Raw genomic sequence first — 12936 nt, 5'->3', positions numbered from 1 at the left:
CTGAAGCTACTCCGGCTTGGCGTCTATTCCGGATTCCTTGCGTTGCTGGGCGGTGATCGGCGCGGGAGCATCGGTCAGCGGGTCAACCCCACCGCCGGACTTGGGGAAGGCGATGACGTCACGGATCGAGTCCGCGCCGAACAGCAGCGCGGTGATGCGGTCCCAACCGAAGGCGATGCCGCCGTGCGGTGGTGCGCCAAAGGTGAAGGCATCCAACAGGAATCCGAACTTCTCCTGCGCCTCGGCCTGATCGAGCCCCATCACCGCGAACACCTTTTCCTGGATGTCGCGGCGGTGGATGCGGATCGAGCCGCCCCCGATCTCGTGACCATTGCAAACGATGTCGTAGGCGTCGGCCAGCACCGCCCCCGGGTCGGTGTCGACGGTGTCGGCGTACTGCGCCTTGGGTGAGGTGAACGCGTGGTGCACCGCCGTCCAGGCGCCCGAGCCGACGGCGACGTCACCGGCGGCGGTCGCGTCGCCGGCCGGTTCGAACAGCGGCGGGTCGACGATCCAGGTGAACGCCCAGGCGGTGGGGTCGATCATGTCGAGGCGGCGGGCGATCTCGCCGCGGGCGGCGCCCAGCAGTGCCCGTGAGGCCTTGACCGGACCGGCCGCGAAGAACACGCAGTCACCGGGGTTGGCGCCGACGTGGGCGGCCAACCCGGCACGTTCGGCATCGGACAGGTTCTTGGCCACCGGGCCGGACAGTTCGCCGTCCTCTCCGACGAGCACGTACGCCAATCCCTTGGCGCCGCGCTGCTTGGCCCACTCCTGCCAGCCGTCCAGGGTGCGGCGGGGCTGCGAGGCGCCACCGGGCATCACCACCGCGCCGACGTAGGGCGCCTGGAACACCCGGAACGGGGTCTCGGTGAAGTACTCGGTGCACTCGACGAGCTCCAAGCCGAACCGCAGATCCGGCTTGTCCGAGCCGTAGAGCCGCATCGCGTCGGCGTACGTCATCCGCGGGATGGGCCGCGGCAGTTGGTAGCCGATCAGCGCCCACAGCGCGGCCAGGATCTCCTCGGCGACGGCGATGATGTCGTCGGAGTCGACGAAACTCATCTCCATGTCGAGCTGGGTGAACTCGGGCTGGCGGTCGGCGCGGAAATCCTCGTCCCGATAGCACCGGGCGATCTGGTAGTAGCGCTCCATGCCTGCGACCATCAGCAGCTGCTTGAACAGCTGCGGGCTCTGCGGCAACGCGTAGAAGGAGCCGGGCTGCAGCCGGGCGGGCACCAGGAAGTCGCGCGCCCCCTCGGGGGTGGACCGGGTCAGGGTCGGCGTTTCGATCTCGACAAAGTCGTGGCCGGCCAGCACCGCGCGGGCGGCGGCGTTGGCCTTCGACCGCAACCGGATCGCCGCACCGGGCCCACCGTCGCGACGCAGGTCCAGATAGCGGTATTTGAGCCGGGCTTCTTCACCGGCGGGCTCGTCGAGCTGGAACGGCAGCGGCGCACTCTCCCCCAGCACCGTCAGCGAGGTGGCGTTGACTTCGATCTCGCCCGTGGCGATCTCGGCGTTGGCATTGCCTTCGGGTCGGACTTCCACCACTCCATCGACGGCGACGCAGAACTCGGCGCGCAGCCGGTGGGCCTGGTCCAACACCTCGGCGTCACGGAATACGACCTGGGTGACGCCGGTCGAGTCGCGCAGGTCGATGAAGATCACGCCGCCGTGGTCCCGGCGACGGGCGACCCAACCGGCCAGAGTGACCTTCTGTCCGGCGTCGGTGGCCCGCAACGAACCTGCGGCGTGAGTGCGCAGCACTGGCTGACTCCTGGGATAGACGATGGGAAATCGAGTGATCAGTCTATGAGGTCGAGCGGACCACACAGTCGACGCCTCAGTGTATGGTCAGCGCGGAGGTGCGCCCGTGACCACGATGTATCCCTGTGAGCTCGTCGATCTGAGCTTCATCCAGACCGCCAGGTACCGCTACTCCAACAGCGTCGACCTGGCCATCACGCCCGAGCAGGTCTTCGAGGTGCTCGAGGACGCCGAGTCCTGGCCGCAGTGGGCCAAGGTCATCACCAAGGTGACCTGGACCAGTCCCAAGCCCTACGGCGTCGGCACCACCCGCACCGTCGACATGCTCGGTGGTCTGGTCGGTGACGAGGAGTTCCTGGCCTGGGAGCCGTACCGTTACCTGGCCTTCCGCTTCAACACCAGCTCGAACAAGGCCGTCGCCGCGTTCGCCGAGGAGTACCGGGTGGAGAAGACACCGGGCGGCAGCCGGCTGACGTGGACGGTGGCCCAAAAGCCCAACGGCGCCGCGAAGTGGGGTCTGATCCTCGGCGGACCGGCGATGAACCTGGGATTCAAGTGGTTTCTGGCCAATCTTCGCCGGTACACCGACAAGCGGTACGGCTGATCAATACAGGCCGGACCAGGCCTCGCGGCGCTGGCCGTCCGGGTCCTCGACGGTGACGTCGCTCGCCGAGGCGATGATGCGGGTTGCCCGGGTCGAGGTCTCGTAGCGGGGCCAGTCGTCCAGACCCTCGCCGGTGGCGAACCGAAGCCATGTGCTCTGCATCCGACGTCCGACCGACGGCGGCACGCGGCGCCCCAGTGGGTGGAGTTTGCGGCCGATGTAGGAGCCGTAGCTGTGCTGGATGTGCACGATTTCGCTGCCGTGGGTAGCGCCCAGACCGATGGCCCGCAGGTGCCAGGCGGCGTGGTCGAAGCGGTAGACGTGGGTGGGCGCGTGCGCGCTGTAGGCGTCGGCGAATGCCCATGTCGGCGCGCCGAACATAACGTCGGAGCCGACGTCGATGAGGGCCCGCCGGCGTGGATATCCGGGGTAGGCGGCGAGCACCCGGTCGCGCGCCCCGGGTGCCACCCGCCCGAAGTAGGCGTCGATCCCGCCGACGGTGGTCGGCAGCATCGGCGGTTTGGACCAGGCGAACATCGACGCCTCGTGGGTGTTGGTGCCGACGATCAGCGGAACCGGGTTCACCTCACCGCGCCGCGCGGCCTCGATGGGGTGGCGCGGCAACAGATCCACGCCGTAGGTCAGACCGTAGGCCAGTGTCGGTGTGGTCTGCGCGCTGCGGCGCTGAATCTCGCCGGCGGCACGACGCAACGCTCGCTGCGGCAGGCCCGCCAGTTCGCTGGGACCTGCGCCGACGAGGTCGAGGAACTCGTGGGCGCGGCGGGCGCGGATGTCGCGATCGGCGATCAACGGCAGCGCCGGACTTTGTGCGATCGCGCGGGAGAACAGGCCGTGGGCCGCCGGACTGGCCAGCAGCGCGAGCACCGAGGTGGCACCGGCCGACTCACCGAAGATGGTGATGCACTGCGGGTCGCCGCCGAATGCGGCGATGTTGTCGTGCACCCACTGCAGTGCCGCGATCTGGTCGCGCAGACACAGGTTGTCGTCGAAATCGGTTCCCAGGTCGCCGAGTTCGAAGCCCCCGAACACCCCCAGCCGGTAGGTCACGTTGACCACGACGACATTGCCATTGGCCGCGAGCCGGGAGCCGTTGTAAAGCTGCAACTGACCGGCGCCGTAGACGAACGCACCGCCGGGAATCCACACCATGACGGGCAGCAGCGTTCCGGGCTCGCGCCGCGGCGACCACACCGTGACGGTCAGGCAGGCTTCGTCGCGGATCTTCGGGTCGTCGCGACCGCCACCGACGAATGACCGGCCCTGCGGTGGGACTGGTCCATGCTCGACGGCCTCGCGCAGACCCGACCAGGGCGACAGCGCCTCGGGGGCCCGGAACCGCCGTTGGCCAACGGGCTGTTCGGCGTACGGCACACCTCGCCAGACGCGGACCTCGCCCTCGGTGGTGCCGTGCAACGCACCGGCAGACGTATGCACCACGGTGGACGGATCTGCGACGACGGGCACGACGGAATCGTAGTGTGGCAAGCTGAACGCGGCTGGTTGCCAGCCTGAACGGTCAATCTTCAAGGAGCGGCGATGACCTTCAACGAAGGTATGCAGATCGACACCAGCACCACCTCGACCGGTGGTGGCGGCGGCGGTCGAGGCATCGCCATCGGCGGCGGTGTCGGCGGTCTGGTGATCGTGCTGCTCGCGCTGTTCCTCGGGGTGGACCCGGGCAAGGTCATCAGCCCGCAACAACAACTGCCGCCCGGCGCTCAGCAGTCGTCTTCCTACGACTTGACCAAGTGCAAGACCGGTGCCGACGCCAACAAGTACGTCGAGTGCCGCGTGGTGGCCACCGGGAACTCCGTGGACGGGGTATGGGAACAACTGCTGCGGGGCTACACCCGGCCGAAGATGACGCTGTTCAAGGGCTCGGTGCAGACCGGTTGCGGTCCGGCTACCAGCGACGTCGGCCCGTTCTACTGCCCTGTCGACCGCACCGCCTACTTCGATACCGACTTCTTCCAGGTACTCAAGACCCAATTCGGTTCCAGCGGTGGCCCTTTGGCGCAGGAGTACGTCGTAGCCCACGAGTACGGCCACCACGTGCAGAATCTGCTGGGCGTGCTGGGACGAGCCCAGCAAGGCGCCCAGGGCGCCACCGGCAACGGCGTACGCACCGAACTGCAGGCCGACTGCTACGCCGGGGTCTGGGCCCACTACGCCGCGATCACCAAGCAGCCGGGCACCGATGTCACCTATCTGGAACCGTTGAGCGACAAGGACATTGCCGATGCCCTGTCGGCCGCCGCATCGGTGGGCGACGACCGGATCCAGAAGCAGGCCACCGGACGGGTGAACCCCGAGCAATGGACACACGGGTCATCGGCCGAGCGTCAGAAGTGGTTCACCGTCGGCTACCAGACCGGTGACCCGAACCAGTGCGACACGTTCAAGGCGCGCGATCTGGGCTAGCTCCCGGCGGGCCCGATGACCGCGATAACGCCATTCTTGGTCCGCAGGCAGGACGATAGGGTGTGCCCATGGTCAAGGCCGCTGATCGCTCGTCCGTACACGCGGACCCAGAGTCCCGGGTTGGCCGTTTCATGCGCTCGGCCCTGTCGATCCTCGCCGAGACCGGCCGCACGGACTTCACCGTCCTGGAGGTCGTCGAACGCTCCAGGACCTCGCTACGTTCGTTCTATCAGCACTTCTCCACCAAGGACGAACTGCTGCTCGCGCTGGTCGACACGATCATGTCCGACTTCACCCAGCGCTGGCGGGAGGAGACAGACCCGTTGCCGGCCGCCGAGGCGATGCGGGTGCTGATCGAGCGGATTTGCACGCCGCCCGAAACCACCAAGCAGGACAGCATCAGCCGTGCCCTGACGTATTACAACGACCACCTCGCTGAGAGCTTGCCGCAGGAGTTCGCCCGAGTGCTCGCACCGCTGCATCGTTTGATCAGCGAGATCCTCGACCGCGGAATCGACGAGGGCGTGGTGCGGTCCGACCTCGACGTGGCTCCGACGGCCACGTTGATCATGCAGGCGACACTCGGGGCCATGCGGCTGCGCAGCCTCGGTGTCGAACTCAGCGGAGTGCCCATCGAGAGCGACCACATCTACGAATTCTGCGTGCGGGGCCTGCTTTCTCATCCCGGCGCCTAGCCCAGCGGGCCAGCCTCGGCCGCGGCTAGAACAGACTTAGCTGCGGCTCGACGACAGTCGCCGGCGGTGCCGGTGTTGCCGACCGGAACGGCCGGTGGTCTCCGGTGAGACGGTGCTTGGCCACCAACGGCGCCGCACGCCGGCGCAGCGCCTCCCGGTAGTCGGCGGGCAGGTAGGGACTGCGCCGGTAGAGGGTGCGGTAGATCGGCACGAGTTCAGGATGTGAGCGGGCCAGCCAATTCATGAACCACCCGCGCGTGGAACTGCGCAGGTGCAACCCGAAGACCGTGACACCGGTGGCGCCGGCGGCGGCGATCTGACCCAGGAGCTTGTCCAGGTGGTCGACCGAGTCGGTCAGGTGGGGCAGCACCGGGGCCACCATCACATGGCAATCCAGCCCGGCGTCGCGGACCGCGGAGATCAACCCCAGCCGCGCCGACGGCGACGGGGTACCGGGTTCGACATCGCGATGGAGTGCAGGATCGACCACCGCAAGCGAGATCGCCACCGACAGCGGAATTCGTTGCGCCAGTTCGCCAATCAGCGGCAGATCGCGGTGCAGCAGAGTGCCCTTGGTGAGGATCGACAGTGGAGTGCCGGAATCGGCGAGCGCAGTGAGGACGCCGGGCATCAGCTGGTAGCGACCCTCGGCTCGCTGATAGGGATCGGTGTTGGTGCCCAGCGCGACGGTGTCGCGACGCCATGCCGGCCGGGCCAACTCGCGGCGCAGCACCTCGACGAGGTTCGTCTTGACCACGATCTGATTGTCGAAGTCGCCACCCGCGTCGAACTCCAGGTACTCGTGAGTGGGTCGAGCGAAACAGTATTTACAGGCGTGCGCACACCCCCGATAGCCGTTGACGGTGTACCGGAACGGCAGCATGGCCGCGGCCGGGATCTTGTTGAGTGCCGATTTGCACAGCACCTCATGGAATGTCACGCCCTCGAATTGCGGCGTGCGCACCGTCCGCACGAACCCCATGCGTTGCAGACCGGGCAGCGCCCCGTCGTCGATCCCGATCCCCTGGTCCGACCACCGCATCCACCCATTCGAACGTCAGTTCGATGGAATGTCAACCCTGCCCTCGCGAGCGGGGCCTCATTGTGGCCGTCCGAGGTGGAAGCCCTGCCCGTATTCGATTCCCAGACCGATCAGCGTCTGCAACTGTTGCGGTGTCTCCACGGCCTCGGCCACCGTTGCCGCGTTCAACTCCGTCGCCAGCGTGTTCATGGCCGTCGTCAACGCGCGTTTGGCGGGATCTGTGTCGATACCGGTGATCAATTCGCCGTCGATCTTGATCGCGTCGGGTTGTAGCCGCAGGATTTGGGTGAAGCTGGCATAGCCGGCTCCGGCGTCGTCGATGGCGATGGTCATCCCCTGCTCACGCAGCCGGGTCAGACTCAGGGCAAGGTCGTCCGGAAAAGGCTCGTGCTCGGTTATCTCTACACCCAATGCCCGGCCGGCCGTCGTCAGTACATCTTGAATCGTCTCCTCGCCGGCGGCCTTTGGGCTCAGGTTGACCGCAACCGGAACCTCGGCGGGGATCCGACGTGCAGCGGTCAGAATGGTCGACAACGCGGCGAACTCCAGGTCAAGACCACGGCCCACCCGCCTGGCCGCGCTGAACCATTGCAGGGGCGTGAATTCCGATGAACTGGGAAACCGCGTCAACCCCTCGTAGCCAACCGTCTTACCGCTCGGGAGATGGACGATGGGCTGAAACACCGCGCTCAGGCCGTCGGGCTGCATCAGCAGCGCATCCAGTTGATCCTGCAGTTCGTGAGCCTCCACCGCTTCGGGAATCATCACCGATGCGACGAAGCGCGCTGTGATGGTGCGCTTTCCCAGCTCGTCGCCATCGGCCATCCCATAGGTCAAGGCGGACACGAACTGACTGACCTCGAGCATGAGGGCGACATCCGCCGCGTCGAACGCCGCGGGCGCCCGTGCCACCAGCATGAGCGAGCCAATGGGTTCATCACCGTGCAACAGCGGGACCACCGCCCACGAGCGGGTCCCCCAACTCCGGTTCATCGCGCGGACGCGGGGTGACAGCCGCAGGTCCACAATCGCGTCATCGATGAGCTGCGGCCGCTTCTGCCTCGCCGCCAGGCCCTGAAAACTGCTCTGGTTAGGTACGGAGAATCCCTCCGTACCGGCCATCACCCCGTAGCCGGACACGGTGACGAACGCGTTATCAGAAGCACGTAGCAGTGCAATGGCCGCTCCGTCCGCCTTCGGCATCAGAGCACACACCTGCTCGGCAATGCGGCCCATCAGCGACACCGGATCCATCAACGTGGCCAGCGCCGGAACCAACCTGTCCACGTCCCCCCTTGGCCGATGGAACTTGTCGTTAGCAAAGAACCATACCGACCTTGCGGGCACAATGCGTCATCTTCGAGCAACGCCTTACGCTGGGAGACGGAGGCGGTGGGTAGCAATTCACCGGCGGCCCGAGCGCCGGGCACCAGCAACAAGCGCTAGTCGTCCAACTCCCCCGCGATACCGCGCTCCAGTGCGCCGCGGGTGCGCTCGGGCAGCACCAGCAACCCATCGAGTTCGCCACGCGCCAGGTCGTACGCCCGTTCGCGTTCCTGCGGGGTGGCGCCGCGGTCGGCAGTGACTCGCAACAGGCTCTGCGCGCGGGCCAATCGCTGCTGATCCTCGCGACTGAAATCGCTGCGCCGCCGACGCCGGGCCTCGGATTCGGCTGCGTCGAACGCAGTGACATAGGCCTCGACGGCGTCGAGGTACTGGCGCGCGGCATCAGGGTCGTCGAGCAGGTCCTCGGCCTTGGCCGGCCGCAACAGATCCGCGCGCAGCTTGGCGCGGTGAAACGCCACTGTCAGCGGCTCGCGCATATCGGTCATGACGGGGAAATCCAGCAGTGTGGCGGCGTCGAGTTCATAGTCCAGCCAGCGCGAGTCGGTGCGACTGTGCTGATCGAGCACCCGCGTAATCGTACGCCATTGCGCCGCTTGGCTTTTCGCCTCCAACCGCGGCGACGACTGGGCCTGCTCAACGACCGGCGGCTGGCCTTGGCGCCGGTTGATCGCGCTGACGCCCCGGACCGCGGCATAGATCGCACCCGCCAATGGCACCAGGATGAGCAATAGCTCGGCCAACCGGAAAATCATCCCCACACCAGCCAGCATGCCACCAGGCAGTGTTGGCATGATGGCCGTCATGTGATTAGCATGATGCACATCATGCGAAATGCACCCTCGAAGCGGCAGCTCGGCAAGCAGCAGTCCCTGGACCGGATCCTCGACGCGGCGGCTCGTCGACTCCGCGAAGAGGGCCTCGAGGGAACGGCGATCGTTCCTGTCATGCAGGACGCCGGACTCACGCACGGCGCGTTCTACTCCCATTTCGACAACAAACGCGAGCTCGCCGACGCCGCCTTCGCCCACGCCATCACCACCGGCCGGTCGCACTGGATCAAACCCGGGCCGAGAGAACCCTGGAACGAGCGGCTCAAGCGGCTCGCCCGCCGCTACCTCACCCCGGCCCACCGCGACGACCTCGGTACCGCGTGCGGTTTCGCCGCCCTGAGTTCAGACGCCGCTCGTGCTCCGGAGAGCTTCCGCTCCACTTATCAGCGGGAGCTGGAGAAATCCCTGGCCGCGGTGTGTGACGGAGACGAGTCCGAGCAGCGCATGGACGACGCCATCGCGCTCGCCATCATCTGCTTCGGGGGTATCGCCTTGGCCCGAGCGGTCCCCGACGACGAGTTCTCCGCCCGCGTGCTGCGGATCGCCCGCGAAACCGCGGCAACCTACGCCGACCACGCCCGACCCGAAGGACACCGATGACCAACGCAAAGCCCTACGGCCACACCCAGTACACCGAGGTGCTCGGCGCCACGATGGCCTACGTCGATGAGGGCGCCGGTGATGCGATCGTCTTCCAGCACGGCAACCCCACGTCGTCCTACCTGTGGCGCAATGTCATGCCGCACCTCGAGGGTCTGGGCCGGCTGGTCGCCTGCGACCTGATCGGCATGGGCAACTCGGCCAAGCTGCCCGACTCCGGCCCCGACGGTTACCACTACCAACAGCAACGCGACCACCTCTTCGCGCTCTGGGATGCCCTGGACCTCGGCGACAACGTCATCCTGGTGCTGCACGACTGGGGCACCGCGCTGGGATTCGACTGGGCCAACCAGCATCGGGACCGGGTGGCCGGTATCGCCTTCATGGAAGGCATCGCCAAACCGATCGGCTGGTCGGACTTCCCCAACCGGGTGCGCCCGGTCTTCCAGGGCTTCCGCTCCCCCCAGGGCGAGCAGATGGTGTTGACCGACAACATGTTTGTCGAACAAGTCCTACCCGCCTCGATATTGCGCACCCTGTCCGATGAGGAGATGGAGCACTACCGCCGGCCCTTCGCCACACCGGGTGAGGACCGTCGGCCCACCCTGTCCTGGCCGCGCAACATCCCGATCGACGGGGAGCCCGCCGATGTCGCCAAGGTGGTCAGCGACTACGCCGCCTGGCTCGAAACCAGCACCGTGCCCAAGCTTTTCGTCAACGCCGAGCCGGGAGCGCTGATGCGCGGCGAGATTCGCGACTACGTCCGCACCTGGCCCAACCTGACCGAGGTATCGGTGCCGGGCATCCACTTCATCCAGGAGGACAGCCCCGACGAAATCGGCGCAGCCGTCGCCCAATTCGTGCGGGATGTGCGCGCTACTGATTGACTGTCCGTCATGCCGCACACTGAGTTGCTTTTCTCCTACGGGACCCTGCGGCAGCGTGAGGTTCAGCTCGCTACCTTCGGTCGTGAACTGCACGGCGAGCTCGACGCTATCGCAGGCTACGACCTGGATTACGTGACCATCACCGACCCACACGTCATCGCGACCAGCGGCAGTGACCGCCACCCGATCCTCAAACCGGCCGCCAGCGGCGCCGCGGTCGAGGGCACCGTCTTCGCGATCACCGAGGCCGAACTCGCCGCGGCCGACGAGTACGAGGTCGACGACTACGTGCGGGTGGCCGTGCCGCTGCGCTCAGGGCGCACCGCATGGGTGTACGTCTTCGCGGGGCGGTAAGAATGTCGGATCTTTCCTTGCGCCGGGCCACCGCGGCCGACGCGGCTGCCATCGCGCAGCTCGCCGAGGATGCCTACGGAAAGTACGTCAGCCGAATCGGGCGCAGACCCGCGCCAATGGATGCCGACTACCTCGCGCTGATCGAGAACGCCATAGCGTGGGTCCTGACGTGTGACGACCATGTGGTCGGGAGCCTGATCACCGTCGTGAACGACGACCATCTGCTGCTCGAGTCGATCGCCATCGCGCCGAGCGCCCAGGGCCGTGGTTACGGTGCGCTGCTACTCCGCCGAGCCGAGGACGACGCCCACGACGCCGACCGTGCCGAGGTCCGCCTCTATACCAACGCGGCAATGACCGAGAACGTGGCCATGTATCCGCGTTTCGGCTATGTCGAAACACACCGGGATGGCCAGGACGGCTTCCGGCGGGTGTACTTCAGGAAACTGCTTGCGGGTCAGGACGTCCAGCGCGAGAGGTAGCACTGCGGGCTGTATGGAGCGTCCTGCGCGACAGCCACCTGACCGTCGACAGTGACTTCACAGTGCGCGTTCGGCGCCGCCTGGCCGCCATGGGTGGTGCTTGCGACCTGCAGGAACGCCCATTGCGGGTCAGCGAGCGTGGTGGTGAAAACCCACGGTGCATCGGGCGACACACTGATGGTCTCGCGCTTCATGAACGGGTCGGAGTTGGCGTTGAACGCGTCCTTGCTCGGCGGCTGAGCGGTCAGGTAGGTGACGGTGAAGTCGTACGTGCCCCCGGTGGCGAGGGTATAGGTCACCTGGTGCCCGGGCGCGGGATCCGCCGCGGCGATGGCATGAGTGCCGGCGACACCGGCGGCCGCCAACACCAGCGCCGCACCAACCCTTGCTGTCACTGTTCGCATGTCGGCCATATCGGCCACCGTACCGAGACTGTTACGCACGGCAACGACGGGATCCGTACCAGCGAAGTAGATAGCACGTTAATACGTTTGTCACATGCAGACATTTCACAGAAACTTCTCCGCTCTAACGTCCGGTGTCTACCTCACTGTGGGTCCCGTCTGCTTGACCGCCGCCGGGACCCAATGGTTGTTACCGACAACAGGAAAGGGCCTCCATGCACCTTCGACGTTCCGTATTGAACCGATCGGCACTTGCCGCGGGCAGCGTCCTTTTCGCGACCTCCCTGGTGCTCGCCGGCTGCGGCAGCAAGGCAAGTGAATCCGATTCAGCAAAGTCGGAATCGTGTGTGGACACCTCTGGGCCCAACATCAAGGTGGGTTCGCTGAACTCGCTGTCGGGCACCATGGCCATCTCCGAGGTCACCGTGCGGGACTCGATCAAGCTGGCCGTCGACGAGATCAACGCCAAGGGCGGCGTCCTGGGTAAGCAGATCCAGATCGTCGGCGAGGACGGCGCCTCTGACCCGGCCGTCTTCGCCCAGAAAGCCGAGAAACTAATCAAGGACGACTGCGTGGCCGCGGTCTTCGGCGGGTGGACCTCGTCGAGCCGCAAGGCCATGCTGCCGGTGTTCGAGAGCAACAACTCGCTGCTCTACTACCCGGTCCAGTACGAGGGCCTGGAGTCGAGCAAGAACATCTTCTACACCGGTGCCACCACCAACCAGCAGATCGTTCCGGCACTGGACTTCCTCAAGGAGAAGGGCATCACGTCGCTGTACCTGGTGGGCAGTGACTACGTCTTCCCGCAGACCGCCAACCGCATCATCAAGGCCTACGCCGCGGCCAACGGGATCGAGATCAAGGGCGAGGACTACACCCCGCTGGGGTCCACCGACTTCTCGACCATCGTCAACAAGGTCCGAGCGTCCAACGCGGGCGCGGTGTTCAACACCCTCAACGGCGACTCCAATGTGGCGTTCTTCAAGGAGTACACCAATGCCGGCCTGACCGCGCAGAAGATGCCAGTGGTCTCGGTGTCGATCGCCGAAGAGGAGGTCAAGGGTATCGGTGCGCAGAACATCGAGGGCCAGCTGACGGCGTGGAACTACTACCAGACCCTGGACAACCCGGTGAACAAGGCGTTCGTCAAGGCGTTCAAGGACAAGTACGGTCAGGATCGGGTGACCTCGGATCCGATGGAAGCCGCCTACGTCTCGGTGTACCTCTGGAAGAACACCGTCGAGAAGGCAAAGTCGTTCGGCGTCAAGGAGATTCAGGACGCTGCTGGCGGTGTCACCTTCGACGCCCCGGAGGGTCTGGTTACCATCGACGGCGAGAACCACCACATCACCAAGACCGCCCGCATCGGTGAGATCCATCCCGATGGGCTGATCTACACGATCTGGCAGTCCCCCGGCCCGATCACCCCGGATCCGTACCTGAAGTCCTACCCGTGGGCCAAGGGTCTGTCGGGCTAAC

The 12936-nt window shown here is 66.1% G+C and carries 14 protein-coding genes; 8 read left to right on the top strand and 6 right to left on the bottom strand.

The features are described from left to right. Positions 1-6 precede the first annotated feature (6 nt). On the bottom strand, positions 7-1770 hold the full coding sequence (gene aspS, locus G6N35_RS04640) for an aspartate--tRNA ligase (protein WP_163803189.1): 1764 nt from the start codon (positions 1768-1770) through the stop codon (positions 7-9). A gap of 115 nt (positions 1771-1885) precedes the next feature. Here aspS and G6N35_RS04635 point away from each other — a divergent pair, with 115 nt between their 5' ends. Further along, the gene (locus G6N35_RS04635; RefSeq protein WP_163807466.1) at positions 1886-2374 is read left to right on the top strand and encodes an SRPBCC family protein; all 489 of its coding nucleotides are present in this window, start codon (positions 1886-1888) and stop codon (positions 2372-2374) included. Here the strand turns inward: G6N35_RS04635 and G6N35_RS04630 are convergent, their stop codons facing one another. After that, the gene (locus G6N35_RS04630; RefSeq protein ID WP_163803188.1) at positions 2375-3859 is read right to left on the bottom strand and encodes a carboxylesterase/lipase family protein; all 1485 of its coding nucleotides are present in this window, start codon (positions 3857-3859) and stop codon (positions 2375-2377) included. A gap of 72 nt (positions 3860-3931) precedes the next feature. On the opposite strand from G6N35_RS04630, the gene ypfJ reads away from it, so the two are divergent. Both ypfJ and G6N35_RS04620 read left to right on the top strand, forming a co-directional pair. Continuing rightward, the gene (ypfJ, locus tag G6N35_RS04625; protein ID WP_163803187.1) at positions 3932-4816 is read left to right on the top strand and encodes a KPN_02809 family neutral zinc metallopeptidase; all 885 of its coding nucleotides are present in this window, start codon (positions 3932-3934) and stop codon (positions 4814-4816) included. Between the two features lie 68 nt (positions 4817-4884). Further along, entirely contained in the window at positions 4885-5511 is a 627-nt protein-coding gene (locus tag G6N35_RS04620) for a TetR/AcrR family transcriptional regulator (protein WP_163803186.1), read from the top strand. 25 nt (positions 5512-5536) lie between these two features. On the opposite strand, the gene G6N35_RS04615 is transcribed toward G6N35_RS04620, so the two are convergent. From G6N35_RS04615 to G6N35_RS04605, 3 genes are all read right to left on the bottom strand, one after another. After that, the gene (locus G6N35_RS04615; protein WP_163803185.1) at positions 5537-6553 is read right to left on the bottom strand and encodes an Rv2578c family radical SAM protein; all 1017 of its coding nucleotides are present in this window, start codon (positions 6551-6553) and stop codon (positions 5537-5539) included. 57 nt (positions 6554-6610) lie between these two features. Then, entirely contained in the window at positions 6611-7840 is a 1230-nt protein-coding gene (locus G6N35_RS04610; protein WP_163803184.1) for a sensor domain-containing phosphodiesterase, read from the bottom strand. A 155-nt stretch (positions 7841-7995) separates the two neighbouring features. Then, positions 7996-8658 carry a hypothetical protein gene (locus G6N35_RS04605; protein ID WP_163807465.1) on the bottom strand — a complete coding sequence of 221 codons (663 nt, stop codon included), beginning with the start codon at positions 8656-8658 and terminating at the stop codon, positions 7996-7998. 66 nt (positions 8659-8724) lie between these two features. Here G6N35_RS04605 and G6N35_RS04600 point away from each other — a divergent pair, with 66 nt between their 5' ends. Genes G6N35_RS04600 through G6N35_RS04585 form a run of 4 tightly spaced genes read left to right on the top strand, consistent with a single transcriptional unit; the run spans position 8725 to position 11053 of the window. Continuing rightward, positions 8725-9330 (top strand): TetR/AcrR family transcriptional regulator, encoded by a 606-nt coding sequence (locus G6N35_RS04600; protein ID WP_163803183.1) that lies wholly within the window; start codon positions 8725-8727, stop codon positions 9328-9330. Further along, positions 9327-10217 (top strand): haloalkane dehalogenase, encoded by an 891-nt coding sequence (locus G6N35_RS04595; protein ID WP_163803182.1) that lies wholly within the window; start codon positions 9327-9329, stop codon positions 10215-10217. Before G6N35_RS04600 ends, G6N35_RS04595 begins: the two co-directional genes overlap by 4 nt. A gap of 9 nt (positions 10218-10226) precedes the next feature. After that, positions 10227-10571, top strand: a complete 345-nt coding sequence (locus tag G6N35_RS04590) for a gamma-glutamylcyclotransferase family protein (protein ID WP_163803181.1) — start codon at positions 10227-10229, stop codon at positions 10569-10571. A 2-nt stretch (positions 10572-10573) separates the two neighbouring features. Continuing rightward, on the top strand, positions 10574-11053 hold the full coding sequence (locus G6N35_RS04585) for a GNAT family N-acetyltransferase (RefSeq protein ID WP_163803180.1): 480 nt from the start codon (positions 10574-10576) through the stop codon (positions 11051-11053). Here G6N35_RS04585 and G6N35_RS04580 read toward each other — a convergent pair. Beyond that, positions 11029-11457, bottom strand: a complete 429-nt coding sequence (locus G6N35_RS04580; RefSeq protein WP_179967441.1) for an Rv2576c family protein — start codon at positions 11455-11457, stop codon at positions 11029-11031. The genes G6N35_RS04585 and G6N35_RS04580 overlap by 25 nt on opposite strands. A 215-nt stretch (positions 11458-11672) precedes the next feature. Here G6N35_RS04580 and urtA point away from each other — a divergent pair, with 215 nt between their 5' ends. Further along, positions 11673-12935 (top strand): urea ABC transporter substrate-binding protein, encoded by a 1263-nt coding sequence (gene urtA / locus G6N35_RS04575; protein WP_163803179.1) that lies wholly within the window; start codon positions 11673-11675, stop codon positions 12933-12935. Position 12936 lies beyond the last annotated feature (1 nt).

This window comes from Mycolicibacterium anyangense, from assembly GCF_010731855.1.
GTDB lineage: Bacteria > Actinomycetota > Actinomycetes > Mycobacteriales > Mycobacteriaceae > Mycobacterium > Mycobacterium anyangense.
Note: the sequence above shows the minus strand (reverse complement) of the source record. Positions and strands in the feature narration are given on the sequence as shown.